This is a genomic window from Rhodococcus sp. IEGM 27 (assembly GCF_033142305.1).
Classification (GTDB): domain Bacteria; phylum Actinomycetota; class Actinomycetes; order Mycobacteriales; family Mycobacteriaceae; genus Rhodococcus_F; species Rhodococcus_F oxybenzonivorans.
Genome location: NZ_JAWLSG010000003.1, coordinates 1 through 15,968 on the forward strand (window position 1 = coordinate 1; position 15,968 = coordinate 15,968).

Here is a 15,968-nt window from a genome sequence, read left to right on the forward strand (position 1 = left end):
TCATGGCACCACAATCCTTTGCTGACTCAGAAACAGTTCCTATAGATGATCTACAGCAACCGGGTCTTGTGTCAACCGTCACTTTGCGCCACCCCCACCCCGGCCCACGGAAACACCTGCTCAACACCCTGTGCAGCAGTGCGCACACCTGACCCCGGAACGCAGACCACCGTCGCATCGATTCCTCCGAAGCGGGACGGCCTACTCGTCGGACCCGATTCCTGGCAAGTTTGTCAGCGCCGCACTTTGGCCACGGCGGACAAGCCGCCTCTCGAGTTGTTCTCGTGTAGGCCCGATCTCGGGATGTGTTGAGCCACCATAACTTCGTCGGCGGTGCCGACGAATTGGCGACCTCACCCATCTGCATCGCTTCACGCAGCGGTAATCCCTGGGGCGAGGGCTATCATGAGCGTTATGAAAGTTGTTGGCCGGAAGACTGCGCGACTGGTGGCGGGTCGAATCGTGCAGGACATTGGAGACGAAGGGCTCTCCCGGCTTCCCTCGGAAGCGGAGCTGCTCGAACGCTACGAGGTCAGCCGGCCGTCGCTTCGCGAAGCCCTTCGTATTCTCGAAATGTACGGAGTCATCTCCATTCGACCCGGCCCGGGTGGGGGTACCCGAGTAAATCAGGTCGCAAGCTCGCAATTTGCGAGCGCTTCATCGTTGTATTTCCATCTACTCGGCCTGACGCTCAGGAATGTGCTGAACACGCGCCTGCAGGTCGAGCCTTTGATGGCTCGGCTCGCGAGTGAACGCGTGAAGTCGGGTATACCCTGGGATCCTGACGAGGCGGACGGGATCGGGGACAACGCGGAGTCCGGTAGTTTCCACTTTTCAGTGGCCCGGTTCACCGGCGACCCGATTTTACTGTTATTCGCGGACGGACTCCGCAGCATATATGTCGATGAATCCGCCGACGAGAAGATTCCCCGAGAAGAATTGCCGGTATCGCACGATCAAATCGCCGACGCCATCAAGAGTGGTGATTCCGAAAAAGCTGAGCGCCTCATGCGTGATCATATTCGGAGTTATGTCGACGCGTTGGAGAAGAATTGTCCCGAGGTGCTGGACCAGGTAGTGGACTGGAACTAATTGTCCTCTGTCCTTCTACCCCGACTGTCCAGGCCTGGCGCGCGCTCCCGGGATTCTGCAGGGTGTTCGATGGTCGTGACGGTTACGCGTCCTCACACCTCAGCTGTGAGCGTCTGATCTTGCCGACACTTGTTCGTGGAAGTTCCGCCACCTGGTGCCAATCGCGTGGACATGCTTGTGGTGGAAGGTTGTTCGACGCCCAGGCGGTGAGCTCGTCGATGTCGAGCGGTGTCTCCGCGTTCCGCGCTACTACATAGGCGACGGGAACAACGTCCCGAATGGGATCCGGCCGCGGGACGACGGCGACCTCCAGGACACCGGGTGCCTGCGCCAATGCGGCCTCGACCTCGGTGAGGCTGACGTTCTCGCCGGAGACCTTGATGACGTCGTCGACCCGGCCGACGAATCGCAGGCGCCCGTCCTGATCGGACACCACCAGGTCGCCAGTTCGTAGCCACGTCTCGCCGCCTTCTTCGAGAAGTGCGGCCGACGTCGCCTTCGGGTCCGAGAGATATTCCTGAAAGAGGTCACACCCGGGGGTGCCGGCCACCAACAAGAGACCGGGGGTCTCCGTTTCGACGGGCTCGAGGCTGTGGGGATCGACAATGGCGGTTCTGCGTCCTGCGTCGCAGGGGTTGCCGATGAAGACCGGACTCGCGTCTTCGGGGCGTTCCGCCGTGACCATGGCAACGGTTTCGGTCATTCCGTACAGCTGGCGCGGTGCACATCCCACCATCGACGCGAACTCCTCGAAGTGACCGGAAGCGAGGCTTTGAGCGAACCAGACGTGCGTGAGGCTCAGTTGGGGTGTGTCCTCGGGACGCCGCGCAAGAATCATCCGGATCGGAGCCGCAAACAAGCTGGCGTGGGTAGCCGCGAGTCGGGCGGCCTGCTTACCCCATTGAGAGGCCGAGAATGTGTGGGTCAGGGCCACGCTTGCACCCACCGCGATCGCCGGAGCGAAGCAATAGTATTGGGCGTTCGCATGGAACAGTGGAAGTGTGACCAACCAGCGGTCCCCCGGTCTCAGGTCGGCGGCCTTCGCCATCGCCTGGGCGACGTGTGCATAGTTGCACTGCGTCAGTACAACAGCTTTGGGCTCGGATGTCGTTCCAGACGTGAACATCACTGCGAGTCGGTCATGCGGGCCTGGTTCGTCGACAAGACGTGGGAGGCGGTCGCGGGAGACCAGGACGCCGCCAGGAAGCACGTCGATCGAGTCTTCCTTCAGGACAATAAGTTCTATATCGAGCGCCGACGCTGCACCCTCGTCGGACGCACGCTTGACGCCCTGGAGGTACGTGTCGGCATTCCGGGAACCGCACAGCGCCACAGTCGGTGTCGTTCGACGAATATGCATCGCGATGTCCCTGGCGGAGGACGCCGGATCGGCGAAGATGGCGGTCGTGCCGATACGCGCTGCGGCGAGCCACACTGCCACGAAGGCGGGACAATTCTTCAAGACAACGTGGACCGCCGACCCGGGCACTGCCCCTGCCTCTTCGAGCGCGGCGGCCGTCGAATCGACGATTCGATCGAACTCCTCATAGGTCCATTGCGTGACGTCGTTCGTCGACCCTTCGAAGACCAAGAAGGTCTCGCTCGCGTGAACCGCGACCGTCTCGCTCCAGGTTCGTGCGAATGTTGCGCAGGCAACGGCGTCCAACGTGCACCTCACAGATTGTCGTACATATCTCGGATCGTTCTCGGTGCCTCGTCGAGCACCCACAACGTGTTCGGTCTGCCCTACACTTCGTGCGTCAATCGGGCCTCCGCCGAAGCCTACGTTCGTCGTGTCCGTGTCGATATGTCCGATGCAGACGGTACTTGCGCCGATTCTGGTCCGTGCTGGACATACACCGTATGGTGAAGTCAACTGCTGCGGCTGAATGCGCGCAGGATGAGATGAGGCGATCATGAAACACGAATTACGGCTCGCATCTTCCGAGAATCTCGCGGGTGGCACAGCCACCAACATCCTGCGAGTCGCCTCTGAGCTGGTGCGCGCCGTCTCCCGCACGGGTGCGGATCTCGGGAAGGTCGAGCGCACGGTCGTCGAGATCTTGAGCGCGGCTGCGGACGTTCCGGTCAGCGCTGAGGAGCCCGGGTTCCATCCGGCCCTGCTTGCTCTCCTCAGAGAAGTCGCCGGTCAGCACGAGGCGCGAGATGATCGGTATCGCGCACTGTTGGACACCGTCGCTGACATCACCTCGGAAGACGATCCGGACAGGCTTCTCGGCGGTATTGCCGATCGTGCGCGGAGGCTTCTTCGCGCCGACGTCGTCTACCTCTGGTTAGCGGAACGAGACGGTGAATACGCTTACCTGGGTGCGACCTCGGGGGGCATGACTTCCGAGCTTCTCGATCTGCGTGTACCGGCGGGGATGGCAATGACAGGGCGGATAATAGAGAGCGGAATGCCGTTGATCGTTTCGAAATACTTCGGCGATCCGAATTTTGTTCATTTTCCAGACGTCGACCGGGTCATGGAGCGGGAGAAAATCGTTGCGACCGTCGGCGTGCCCTTGGTGAACGGATCTAAACGGCTGGGTGCGTTGATTGCTGCCAACCGTGACGAACGTGCCTACACTCCAGCGGATCTGGATCTTCTGCATTCGCTGGCCGGGCATGCCGCCATCTCGATCGAACGCTCGAGGCTTGCCGAGGAAACCAAAACTGCACTCCGGTCACTCGAGGACGCGAACCGCGAGCTGGCCCGGAGTAACGCCGAGTCCGAGCGCGCGACCACGGCGCACTTCACGCTTTCCCAGGTCGCCTTGGCCGGCGGAAACATCGACAATCTGGTTCAGGAAGTCGTCAAGATCGTCGGCGGTGAGTTGGCTGTGTTCGATCCGGACGACCGCCTACTCGCTGACGCCGGTGACCTCAGCGGAACTGCGCAGCCTCCCGAGCTAATTCGTCTCGCGGCTCTCGCGCGGACCACTCAAACGTCCGGAAGCCTCGTGGCCATCCCGATCTTGGCGGCCGCCAGACTTCTCGGCATTCTGTACTACCAAGGTGACGAGACTCCCGCGAAGCCAGACATTCAAATCCTCGAACGTGCAGCAGTCGTCGCCGCTTTGCTTCTACTCTTGGCCGAGGCAGAGGCCGGAGCCGCGGGTTTTCGTCGCGACGACTTCATCGACGATCTCCTGTCTGGTGACGAAGCTCCCAGCCGCCTGATCCACCGAGCCGCGCAGCTGCGAATGGAACTGCGTCAGCCGTACACCGTTCATGTAGTGCGAGCACCCCTGCAGCAACGTCGGCTCGCTCACCTCGCAGACGAAGCAGCGAAGATACGAGGGGGCTTGGCCGGGCAAAGCCATATCCTCCAGCGCGGAAACAAGTCGTCGGTAGTAGCCCTGATACCAGGAAATGATCCGCGGTCGAATTCCGCCGAGCTGTCCTCAGCAATCGCGCGCGCCGGACGGGTGACACCATCGGTGGCCGGCGCGGGACCGACGCGCGCGGTAGCCGGCGTTCGCGAGCTGTTCGATGAGGCGGTGACCTGCAGTGATGCGATGGAACGGATACAGGGCGGTGCCATGTCGGGCACCTTGGAGGATCTCGGGTTCGTCGGACTGGTTCTGAGTAATCGACCGAATGTGGACCGATTCGTGCGGATGACGCTCGCCCCAGTGGCCCGGTACGACGCGGCACACCACACCGAATTGTTGAGCACTCTCGAGGCCCTCCTTGCAACGGATGGAAGTCCGACAGCAGCGTCGGAAGTTCTGCATGTTCACGTCAGTACGGTGAAACAGCGAATGCAGCGGTTGAAGGACCTATTGGGAGACGATTGGAGAACTGTGGATCGAACGAGCGAACTCCGTCTCGCGCTGAAACTTCATCGGCTCAATCAGAACACACTGGAGGCTGATGCCCAGTCGGCTCCGCACAGGGGCGCCGCCTCGGCCGGCAGCTGGTCGAGCGGTTCTGTTCATGGCTAGGTAGAAGTCTGCTCGACGACCCACGCTGCGATCTGCGCGCGGCTGGTGAACCCGAGCTTGGACAGAATGTGCTCGACGTGGCCTTGAACGGTGCGCGGGGAAATGACCAATCGGGTGGCGATGGCCCTGTTGGTCAGGCCCTCCGCGACGGCCTCTGCTATCTGACGTTCTCTCTTGGTCAACTTCGCGGTCTCCCCAGGTGTGGGCGGCGGCGTGGGCGTTTTCTCACCGAGGGCATAGGCGATGGCAGCATTGAATCCCAGGCCTCGGCCGTCCCTTCGGGAAGCCGCGAATGTCGGTTCGCCGAGCGCGTGCGTCGTCCTGCGCTCGCACTCGTCGTGATAATGGAGCAGGTTCGGGAACCACAGCGTGAAAGTCCCTACGGACTGCGCCATTTCCTCCGCGGCACCTATCAGTACAGCTGCACGCCGCGCATCGTTGTTCTCGGCTGCGACCCAGGCAAGGACTTCAAGGCACGTTGCGGTCGTACGGAGATCGCCTACCTCACGGGACAACTGCAGTGCGTGCCGCAGCAGTTCAACCGTGCCGGGGTGGTCTGATCGTCGCCATGCGGCGATGCCCAATGCCCGGAGGGTCGCGGCGCGGTGTACGACCTCGCCGCAGGACTCGGTGATCGCGAGTGCCTGTGAATAGCACTCGTTCGCTCGTCGTTCGTCACCCGCCTGGTCACATGCCCGTCCGAGCATGTGAAGTACCTCGATGTGCGAGAAATCGTGAGCGCTGAACTTTTCGATCGCGGTTTCCAGCAGTGATCGCGCCCGCGCAAAATCGCCGCGGTACAGAGCGAGTGTTCCTTCGGCTCGGGCGACGAATGCATCTGCCGTAGAGTCGGAAACCTTCTGGGCCACCATGCGTGCCTCGGATACCGAGGCTGAGGCCGCGGTCAGGTCGCCCTGCAATTCGGCCAGGACGCTGTGTGCATGCAAGGCCTTCACCCGCTCCACCGTCGGAGTCTTCCACGGCACAGCAAGGAGTCGGTCGAGCCAGCGCCGACCCTCGCTGAACAGTCCGCGCGCCTGCCAGAACGGCTGGAGGGCGGCGGCGATCGTCAGTCCGATTCCAGGATTGTCACTCAGGCAGAACTCCATCACCTCGCGAAGGTTGGTCTGTTCGCGATCCAGGCGGGAGATCCAGTCGAGCTGTCGGGGGCTGATCCAATCCGACTCTGCATCGAGCGCCAACTGCCGGTACCAGTCTCGGTGGCGACAGCGCAGATCTGCGTACTTCTCGGTTCCCTGCGCGAGTTCCCTGCCATAGTCCCGCAGGATGTCGAGCAACCGGAAGCGCACTACTGCGCCGGACTCCTCCCGAATAAGGATCGACTTGTCGACCAGAGAAGTCAGCGCATCGAGTATCTCCTGTTCATCCATGTCACTGCCGCAAATCTGCTCGGCCGCATCCAGTTCGATGCTCCCCGCAAACACCGACAGCCGTGCCCACAGCAACCGCTCTACGGGGTTGCACAAGTCATAACTCCAGTCGACGCACAGACGCATAGTTTGCTGCCGGGTCGGGGCGGTTCGGCTGCTGCGGGACAGCAGCGTGTAGCGGTCGGTCAGCCGCTGGAGGATTTGCTCTGGCGACATGGCTCGCACCCGGGCCGCAGCGAGTTCGATGGGCAACGGTAATCCGTCGAGCCGATGGCAGATCTGGGCCACAGTGCCCGCGTTGTCTTCGGTCAGTCTGAACGTCGGGAGAGCCGTGGCGGCGCGTTCGGCGAACAATGTCACGGCGTCGTAGCTAGGTGTTCCTCGGAGTGAGGGCACGTGCTCGGGAATGGTGAGCGGCGGGACACGCAGAACAGCTTCCCCGGCGATGCCGAGAGGCTCGCGACTGGTGGCGAGGATACGCAATTGCGGACAACCGCGAAGAAGGGTTACGGACAGCTCTGCCGCCGCGTCCACCACCTGCTCACAGTTGTCGAGCACCAGCAAGAGCTCGCGTGGAGCCAGAAAGTTCAACAGGCCGTCGCGCTGGTTCTTCGCCCGTTGATCCCGCAAGCCTAAAGCTGCAGCCACAAGGTCTGCCACCAATGAACCGTCCGATAGCTCGGCGAACTCGACCAGCCATACTCCGTCGTTGAATCCGCGTCGCATACTGTCAGCTGCCCTGAGTGCGAGGCGTGTTTTGCCGACGCCTCCGAAACCGGTCAGTGTCACCAAGTGCGATGTTTCCACGGAGCGTTTCACTTCCGACAGTTCATGCCTGCGACCGACGAAACTAGTCAGCTCCACCGGCAAGTTCCCTGTCATCCTGCCCGGCAACCGAGTCGGGCCAGGATAGGAATTGCCTCCGGTGGGACGAACAACCATGGAGTTCGGTAGGGCCTCTTGCGGCCGCTCACCTCCGGAACCGGTGTGGAGCGCCATGTCGTCGACCGCGAAACCGTGGTCGAATTGCGCGCGCCGGAGGGCCTCACCGAGGGTGGCGGCGGAGTGCCGGTCCGGTGCGGATGCGGCCATCGCCCGTTCCACCGCCGCACTGACGTCGTCAGCGATGTCCTGTTCCCGTAGATCCGGAACGGGCTCGGTGGTGATGCGAACGAACTGCGCGACCAGCTGCTCACCGCTGCGCCGCTCGAAAGCAGCATGACCGGTCAATGCGCAGAAGAGAGTGGCGCCCAGCCCATAGACGTCCGAGGCCGGGCTCGGCGACTTCCCGGCTAGAACCTCGGGCGCGGTAAACGCAGGTGAGCCGGTGACGGTACCGGTGGCGGTTTCGAAACTCCCCTGGATACGCGCGATACCGAAGTCGGCCAGTGCGGGCTCGTCGTAGTCGGAGAGCAAGATGTTCGCGGGTTTGATATCGCGGTGCAGGATGCCGAGCCGGTGCGCTGTTTCGAGGGCGCCCGCGATCTTCACCCCGAAGCGAAGGGCCTCGTCCAGTGGGAGAGGTCCGTGCCGGCGGACTCGCGTGTCGAGGCAGCCACGGGCGTAGTAGGGCATCACAAGAAAAAGCCGGCCACGGTCGGTGGTACCTATCTGCAGGACATTCGCGATGTTCGGGTGCCCTGTCAGCCTCCCCATCGCCCGCTGTTCGCGGAGAAATCGTTCCCGATTCTCGTTGTCGTCGAAGTCTGCGGTGAGAACCTTCACCGCGACAGTGCGGTCCAGAGCGGTCTGCGTGCAGCGATACACGACGCCGAAGCCACCGCGCCCGATCTCCTCGGCATTGAAAAATCCCGCAGATTCCAGGTCCGTCACCAACACAGCGTTGTCGACACGCTGTGTTGCGAAGGGATCATTGTCGGTCGCCATCTGCGATGCGCTCTTTGCCCTGTTGAGGGATTCGATGAGGTGTCGGCCGACACCTCCTGGATCACCAGGATATCGCTGGACGCGTCCCCCAACAGTGTGCGGCGGCCGTGGGCTGAAGACCGCAAACCGGAAATTCGACGGCCCCGTAATCCTCGAATGCACCGTCACGAACTCGCACTAACGGCTGGCTACCCCCTCGGGGACACAAAGTCGAGGGCAGTGTGTCTCCGGCGGACATTTGTCATTGCTCCAACCAGGAATACTGTCTCTGTGTGTCGCGGATCACCACGGTCTCGCACGTCCGAGCTGACGGGCATGGCTGCCCGATCAGCTCCGGTCCCGACCAACCCTGCTCGCCGGAAACCAAGGAGTCGCGCTACGCAACAGAAACCAGATGATCAGTGAAGTTCAGTCGGGTGCAATCGACGGCAATCACCATCATCTCTCCGGAGGACCAGAAGTGACATTATCCGAAAGATCGCAGGGGCGCCGCGTCAATCCAACGCTGACGCTTGCGGTCGTTGTTGCCTCAGTATTCGCCTACAAGGGTCTCGAATCGATCCTTTCCCCTGCTCTGCCGCTGATTCAAGAGTCCCTCGGCGCAACAGAAGCACAGATCGCGTGGGTAATCACCGGTGTGCTGCTCACGGGTGCGGTGGCCACCCCGTTGATCGGCCGCCTGTCTGACATTCGCGACAAGAAGTCGATCCTCCTTGCCGTACTGGCAATCGTTGCAACCGGAACCGCGGTCTCGGGTCTTTCGAACTCGATCTTGATGCTTACCTTGGGACAGCTCCTGCAGGGTGTTGGCCTTGCGGTGGTCCCCCTTGCCTTCGGAATTATTCGCGATACTCAGACCGAAGCCCGGATCAAGTCGGGCAATGGTTCGGTCATTGCCTTCATCTACGCCGGGACGGCGTTTGCGCTCGTCGGCTCCGGGTTGCTCGTGAGCGTTCTCCCCTGGCGTTGGTTGTTCTCGGTCCCCTTCGTGATCATCACCATCATCTTCGTCGCCGCATGGCGCCTGGTCCCATCGTGTCCACCTGCCAATCACGGCCGCGTCGACTACACGGGTGCCACTTTCCTCGGCAGCGGAATGGCCGTCATTCTCATCGGAATCACCAAGGCGCCCGAGTGGGGTTGGCTCTCTGTCGAGTTCGGAGCAACAGTGCTCGCATGCGTTGCGCTGTTGACAACCTTCGTCGTCCTCGAGCTCCGTTCGTCCGAGCCGCTCATCGACGTGCGCTTGCTTGCGACGCGGCCACTTGCGGTGAGCTGCCTCGTGTATCTGCTGTGCGGGTTCGCTACAAATGCACTGTTTCTGGCGGTACCCATGCTGGTGCAGCAACCGACCGACACAGGGTTCGGTCTCGGCGCCTCCGAGTTCACGACGAGCCTTCTCCTGCTCCCCCTCGGCTTGGCCGGTGCCGTTGTAGCACCGCTGACAGGTTGGCTCGATCTTCGGGTCGGTGGACGAACCACCATGCTCACTGGTGTCATTCTGGCTGGGGCGTCGTTCGTCCTTCTTCTCACTGCAAACGGACATTTCCTCATGGTCATGGGAGCGACCATCCTCATTGGCGCTTCGGGTGGGATCACACTGACGCAGGCAATGAACACAGTGGCGTTGACGTCTCCGGTCAGCCGGATCGGGGCGTTCAGCGGTCTCGCGTTTGTCGTCAAGGCAGTCGGTGGCACACTCGGCGTCCAACTTTCGGGAAGCATCCTCACCACCGGCACCAGTACGGCTGCGCCGACCTGGACTTCCTTCACGATCGTGTTCGTGATGGGCATCGTCGTCACAGCCCTGGTTGCCGTCAGCTGCTTGCTTTTGCCACGGAAAGTGACAACTTCGGCACAAGGAGCAGAACCACTGGTCACCACCAGGGTTTCGACAGACTGACCTGACCCCGCCCGGTTAGTCAGAAGTAGTCGTCGGCTCGACGTCGTCGAAATTCGGGTGCGGCAGTCGCCGGTCAGTCCGCCATTCCGCTGACTGCCGCACCTGCACGGGTGACCACGTCAACAAACAGACCGCCCGGTTAAAAGCGGATGCCAGAAAGCTGTCCATTGAAGCCGACAAAGAACGGCGCAGACTCTACGGGCGTCGAAACCTACACGCGCGAGTATCGGAAATTACGCCGGACCAAACACACCAGGCGACAGATACAGACGGAGTACAAGTCCCGGGGAGAAGCCGCTCGATTCATCGAATTCGCTCGAGCGTGGATTCCCTACGGCGGCGCGACTGACGAGGACATCTTCGTCAGCTTCGGCATGACACGTACTCGCTTCGTACAGATGCTTCACCACTTCGTCGTCGAGGCCGGCCTCGATGCCGAAACTGTCAGAGAGCTCGCCGACACCTATCCGTATTCGCCCCCTCAGGTCGATCGATGACCTGACACAGCCGACTCGGCAACGACAACGACATCGTTCTCGTGGCTTCCTTCACATCCGGCCAGGCCCCAACCTTCCGCGGCGCGCGCTGACGGATGCACGTTGTCAGTCGCGCCACCAGCTCCGCCGCCTGGGGATCGAGGTGAGTCACGGGTCCAGTTGTGCGCATATGAGGGTGTCGAGTCGCTGCCACGATCCGGCGCGCGAGGTCGTCGATACGGGGATCATCGGCGTCGAGGTCGTACGCGTGGTCGTAGTCGCGGAAAAGCTGCCGCAGCAGCGGGTCGGCAAGAATGTCGGCTTGGTCGTGAAACAGTGTGATCGCGTAGTCCGGATGGGTGGCGAACACGAGGATCCACAGGTCGCGTTGCAGGTCGACCCAACGGGGTGTAAATCCCTACCGAAGAAGGTGTTCGAGATGGACACCGACGGCATCGGTGTGCTCAGCCCCGCAACTGGCGGAACGACCGCGAGTGGGTTCGCGCTCAGTAGTTCAGCCACGTCTCTTGTTGCTGCACAGTCGAACCGGCTCTGGTCGAGTATTTCGGTCCACGATTCATCGATGTTGTTCGCGGTAGCGGCTCGGACTGATGCCGTAGGTCGCCGTGAATGCCCTGCTGAAGACCGACAGATCGACGAATCCGAACTGTGTGGCGATGTCGGTCAAGGATCGGGACCTGTTGCGTGGAACCATCATCGCGCGACGACAAGCCTCGAGCCGGTGCTCGCGAATCGTGGCGGCAGCGGTTGCGTCGAAGCGTGCGAACACTCTGTGAACGGTACGAGTGGAGACGAAGAAAGCCTGGGCGATACCGCTGGGGGAAAGATCCGGATCGTCTAGGTGGCGTTCGATGTGCCGCACCATACTCGCGTAGAGGTCCCGCAGACCTGGATCCGGATCCTTGGACTGACCTTCCTCTTGGGCCGCCGTGATGGCCAGGTCCGCCAGCCCGCTGGCTAGGCCGATGGCACCCGCGGACGATACCTCCCCATCGGCGGCCAGGAGGGTGGAGAGCATCGGTGAGAGCAACTGTCCTACGGGGGACGTGGACCGTACGGTCCGTGCTGTCAAGTCCTGCAACTGAGTCTCGGTGAGCGACAACGACGCCCGTGGCCAAGTGAACACGCGCAGGTGCCACTCCGGATGCAAACTCCAGGTGAATGGCCTCGAAGTCTCGTAGAGGGCGAAATCTCCCGGGCCGAGGGTGCACGTGCGCCCGTCCTGGGTGAGCTGTCCCTCACCGGCGACGACCATGCCGATTTGCATCAACTCGAGCGGATGGAGGTTGGCAAGCCTGACGGTTCTGCGGAAGACCTGGGATGTGGCGGTGACGTCGGCCGCCATCAGGTGCGCGAAATGGCGGGTGCGCACCGCCCCGGTGAAGTTCTCTGGCTCGATCGGCGCGATGTCCAGTGCCACGAACGTGTCGCGGATCGTTTCGATCCAGGTGCCGAGCGCGGTGGTTCGCACCACTTCGCGGCCCTGGCGGGGTGGCGACGGGACTGGAGCAGGCGCTACCTTGATCGACTCGTCCGAGCGGCGGCACTCCGGGCAGTCATTGTCCACCACGTCACCATCCGGCGGCGGCAACGACGACATGAACGGCTCCTTCTGCTCGCGCGAACACCACGCTAAGAGCGATAAAATCACATGTCAACCTGCGCGGACGTCCGACGCCGAAGAAGCATGCCACCGACCCGGCGGCGGGGAGCAGGCAGCGCGTTGGGAACAGCAGCAACACCACGCGCGGTGCTATGACCCGATCCGCTGACCGGGCCGCGGAACAATTCATGCGTCTTCACTAGCACGCTACGGGCTGGTCCCGGGCGCTTCGGCCGCATAGAGCTGGAACGTCCTCCAGTCCCGATCACGTGATTGGCCCCCGCGAGTGTCGCAACGTGCAAAGGCGGCTGGCGCTCAGCGTCAAACGCCACGCCCCGGAAGCGCCTACCGTTCGAGTACGCCGGAAATTGCCGGGGTGTTCAGGGGACCTCCTGGACTGACAATGATGTGTGCTGGAGGCTGCGTGAACGTGGACGGACAAGTCAAGCCCGCGCCTGCACCGTCGGATGGTTCATCGCCACCGAGGCGCCTGAAGCCTGCTCGCGAGTACGCGGCCTCGTGGACGGTCCCATCTTACGAATAATGTGGCAACGACGGTCAGCCGGTAGACCATGCCCCATTGGCCCGAGGTCGCCCAAATCACCCGAACCCCTGCCACTGCCGAACAAGTCAACTGCCCCAGCAGCACAGGATTCTCGACTGTCCAGACCATGCCCCTGCGGGTGTGCCGTGGTTCAACCGAAGGAGACACAGTTTTCATGTCTGCATTGCCCCCACCCGATTCCGCACGTCTGACCGCCCTTGACCGGCACTTTCGGTTCGGCCTGTCCGCTTCGGAACTCGAGGAATTTGCACCTGCGGTCGAAGCGTCCCTCGGTGCGTCGACCGCCGTCGAGGACCTCTATCGGCGCTCCGCCCCACCGGCCCCGCAGCGGGAATGGGCGCCGGCCGCACCGGAGCGTAACCGTCTCGGTGCCTGGTACGTCACCACCGAGATCGCCGGCGCGCCGGACGGCCCACTGTCCGGAAAGACGGTGGCAGTCAAAGACAATGTCGCGGTCGCCGGTGTCCCGATGATGAACGGATCCCGCACCGTGGAGGGTTTCATCCCTCGCCGCGATGCGACGGTGGTCCGGCGGCTCCTCGATGCCGGTGCGACGATCACCGGTAAGGCAGTGTGCGAGGACCTGTGTTTCTCCGGGGCCAGTTTCACATCACAGCCCGCACCGGTCCGCAACCCATGGGACCCGACACGCAATTCCGGCGGCTCCTCCAGCGGCAGTGGAGCACTCGTTGCGAACGGAGACGTCGATATGGCCGTCGGCGGCGACCAGGGCGGCTCCATCCGGATCCCCGCAGCGTTCTGCGGAACCGTCGGTCACAAGCCGACGCACGGACTGGTCCCCTACACCGGGGCGTTTCCCATCGAGCGAACCATCGACCACCTCGGCCCGATCACCCGCACCGTTGCCGATGCGGCCGTCATGCTCAGTGTGCTGGCAGGACCCGATGGCGCCGATCCCCGCCAGCCGACCACAATCGAGGTCGTCGATTACCTGTCCGCGATCACCCAATCGGCGTCCGGGCTCCGTGTCGGTGTCGTGACCGAGGGGTTCGGCACAGCGGTGTCGGATCCGGAAGTCGATTCGGCCGTCCGGGCTGCGGTTGACGTCCTGCGCGGTGCCGGACTTTCGGCGGAGGAGGTGTCGATTCCTTGGCATCTCGACGCCATGCACGTGTGGAATGTGATCGCGACGGAGGGCGCCGCTTATCAGATGCTCGATGGCAACGCCTACGGGATGAATGCCGACGGCTTCTACGATCCGGAGTTGATCGCGCACTTTGCCGCCCAGCGCCTCACCCGGGGCCACGAGCTGTCCAAAACCGTGAAACTGGTGGGATTGTCGGGTCGCTATACCTTCGAGGTCGGCGGCGGGAAGTACTACGCCATGGCTCGCCAACTCGTACCCGAGCTGCGCGCGGCGTACGACGCCGCGTTGGCGTACTACGACGTCCTGGTCATGCCCACCGTCCCCTACACGGCCCGAGAGATCCCCCCGGCCGATGCCGGCCTGGCCGATTACCTGCACGTCGCGCTGTCGATGGTGGGCAATACTGCCCCCTTCGACGTCACCGGGCACCCGGCGTGTTCGGTTCCAGCCGGTCTGGTCGGCGGCCTGCCGACCGGTTTGATGATCGTCGGCAAGCGTTTCGACGATGCCACGGTCCTGCGCGTGGCACACACCTATGAACAGGCTGTCGGCGTATTCCCCACGCCACCGGCCGCCGCGACCGCAAGAAGTTTTGCGTGAACGAAGTATTCGTCCTCAGGATACGGACGGGCTCGGCCTTGTCCTGGCGCGGACGAACTCGTCTTCCGTGCCGAATTGGAGAAGGCCGCGATTCCGGTCCGTTTCCGGCAATTCTCGCGCTTCTTCACTGACTGTCGCTCATCGTCGAACTATCAGTCGCTCGTGGTCAAATTCACACCGTTAGAGGACGGTAGCTTCTGACCTATACGAGTTTCCGAGATTCTCTCGAAGCCCCAACTCGATGAAACAGGAGTCCTTATGGAATCTGCAATCAGCGACCACCTCGTATGTCCGCGAACGTTGAATCGACGTGTGCCCGACGACTACCAACCTCCCTTCCCCATGTGGGTAGGACGCGCTGATGAAACCCTCCGGCAGGTGGTGATGGCGTATCTGGGCGTGCAATTCCGCGGCGACGAGCTCCGGACGGCCGCTCTTGCGGCAATGCGCGGCATCGTCGCCAGCTTCGATATGGAGGACGGACCTCTGCACCACGATCTGACCCACCATGAGGACAACGAGGGCTACGAGAACCTGATGGTGGTGGGATACTGGAAAGATGTTGCCTCCTATACCCGTTGGATAAGCACCTCCGTTGTGTCCGACTGGTGGACATCGGACGAACGACTGTCCGAGGGACTCGGCTACTTCCGCGAGATCGTCGCCCCCCGGGCCGAGCAATTCGAAACTTTGTACGCCTTCCAGGAAGACCTTCCTGGTATCGGCGCGGTGATGGACGGGATCAGCGGCGACATCAACGAGCACGGGTACTGGGGTTCGATGCGCGAACGTTTCCCGCTGTCCCAAACTGATTGGATGCAGCCTTCGGGCGGATTGCGGGTGATCAGTGGTGATCCTGCCGTTGGTGGTCGGGTAATTATCCAGGGCCACGACAACATCGCGTTGATTCGCTCCGGTCAGGATTGGAAGGATGCCGAATCAGAAGAACGCTCCCTGTATCTCGACGACATCCTCCCAACATTGCAGGAGGGCATGGATTTTCTCCGCGACAACGGTGAGACGGTCGGCTGTTACAGCAATAGGTTCGTACGCAATATCGATGTGGAGGGGAACTTCCTTGATTTGAGCTATAACATCGGGCACTGGGCTTCGCTCGACCAACTGGAGCGTTGGGCAGAATCCCATCCCACCCATCTGCGAATCTTCACTACCTTTTTCCGAGTCGCCGAGGGTTTGTCGAAGTTGCGTCTGTATCACGAGGTATCGGTGTCAGACGCACGCGACCAACTGTACGAGTACATCAACTGCCATCCCGGGACCGGCATGCTGCGCGATGCGCAATCAGTGGGCACTTCGAAGAGCTGACCTACTCCATAGCGCGTCCTGACACATCAATGTCCCACTTGGTACG

The 15,968-nt window shown here is 62.1% G+C and carries 8 protein-coding genes; 5 read left to right on the plus strand and 3 right to left on the minus strand.

The window, feature by feature from the left end; all coding sequences use genetic code 11:
- The first annotated feature begins 414 nt into the window (after positions 1-414).
- On the plus strand, positions 415-1,092 hold the full coding sequence (locus R4P95_RS10940) for a FadR/GntR family transcriptional regulator (protein WP_244372896.1): 678 nt from the start codon (positions 415-417) through the stop codon (positions 1,090-1,092).
- Between the two features lie 82 nt (positions 1,093-1,174).
- Here R4P95_RS10940 and R4P95_RS10945 read toward each other — a convergent pair whose 3' ends face one another.
- The gene (locus tag R4P95_RS10945; protein ID WP_317744601.1) at positions 1,175-2,758 is read right to left on the minus strand and encodes a class I adenylate-forming enzyme family protein; all 1,584 of its coding nucleotides are present in this window, start codon (positions 2,756-2,758) and stop codon (positions 1,175-1,177) included.
- Between the two features lie 250 nt (positions 2,759-3,008).
- On the opposite strand from R4P95_RS10945, the gene R4P95_RS10950 reads away from it, so the two are divergent.
- Positions 3,009-5,042, plus strand: coding sequence for a helix-turn-helix domain-containing protein (locus tag R4P95_RS10950; protein ID WP_317744599.1), 2,034 nt, complete (start codon positions 3,009-3,011; stop codon positions 5,040-5,042).
- On the opposite strand, the gene R4P95_RS10955 is transcribed toward R4P95_RS10950, so the two are convergent.
- On the minus strand, positions 5,039-8,320 hold the full coding sequence (locus R4P95_RS10955; protein ID WP_317744596.1) for a protein kinase domain-containing protein: 3,282 nt from the start codon (positions 8,318-8,320) through the stop codon (positions 5,039-5,041). The two genes, R4P95_RS10950 and R4P95_RS10955, sit on opposite strands and share 4 nt — an antisense overlap.
- A 460-nt stretch (positions 8,321-8,780) precedes the next feature.
- Here R4P95_RS10955 and R4P95_RS10960 point away from each other — a divergent pair, with 460 nt between their 5' ends.
- On the plus strand, positions 8,781-10,223 hold the full coding sequence (locus R4P95_RS10960) for an MFS transporter (protein ID WP_317744594.1): 1,443 nt from the start codon (positions 8,781-8,783) through the stop codon (positions 10,221-10,223).
- A 1,053-nt stretch (positions 10,224-11,276) separates the two neighbouring features.
- Here R4P95_RS10960 and R4P95_RS10965 read toward each other — a convergent pair.
- Positions 11,277-12,320, minus strand: a complete 1,044-nt coding sequence (locus tag R4P95_RS10965) for a helix-turn-helix domain-containing protein (protein ID WP_317744591.1) — start codon at positions 12,318-12,320, stop codon at positions 11,277-11,279.
- A gap of 722 nt (positions 12,321-13,042) precedes the next feature.
- Between R4P95_RS10965 and R4P95_RS10970 the strand changes: the two genes are divergently transcribed.
- Together R4P95_RS10970 and R4P95_RS10975 are read left to right on the plus strand one after the other, a co-directional pair.
- The gene (locus tag R4P95_RS10970) at positions 13,043-14,596 is read left to right on the plus strand and encodes an amidase (protein WP_317744589.1); all 1,554 of its coding nucleotides are present in this window, start codon (positions 13,043-13,045) and stop codon (positions 14,594-14,596) included.
- A gap of 258 nt (positions 14,597-14,854) precedes the next feature.
- Positions 14,855-15,922 (plus strand): phenylacetaldoxime dehydratase family protein, encoded by a 1,068-nt coding sequence (locus tag R4P95_RS10975; protein ID WP_213575515.1) that lies wholly within the window; start codon positions 14,855-14,857, stop codon positions 15,920-15,922.
- Positions 15,923-15,968 lie beyond the last annotated feature (46 nt).

Bases quoted from the DNA above. Each gene is read 5' to 3' on its own strand.
- R4P95_RS10940 (WP_244372896.1), top strand. From the start codon at position 415: ATGAAAGTTGTTGGCCGGAAGACTGCGCGACTGGTGGCGGGTCGAATC.
- R4P95_RS10950 (WP_317744599.1), top strand. From the start codon at position 3,009: ATGAAACACGAATTACGGCTCGCATCTTCCGAGAATCTCGCGGGTGGC.
- R4P95_RS10955 (WP_317744596.1), bottom strand. From the start codon at position 8,320: ATGGCGACCGACAATGATCCCTTCGCAACACAGCGTGTCGACAACGCT.
- R4P95_RS10965 (WP_317744591.1), bottom strand. From the start codon at position 12,320: ATGTCGTCGTTGCCGCCGCCGGATGGTGACGTGGTGGACAATGACTGC.
- R4P95_RS10970 (WP_317744589.1), top strand. From the start codon at position 13,043: ATGTCTGCATTGCCCCCACCCGATTCCGCACGTCTGACCGCCCTTGAC.
- R4P95_RS10975 (WP_213575515.1), top strand. From the start codon at position 14,855: ATGGAATCTGCAATCAGCGACCACCTCGTATGTCCGCGAACGTTGAAT.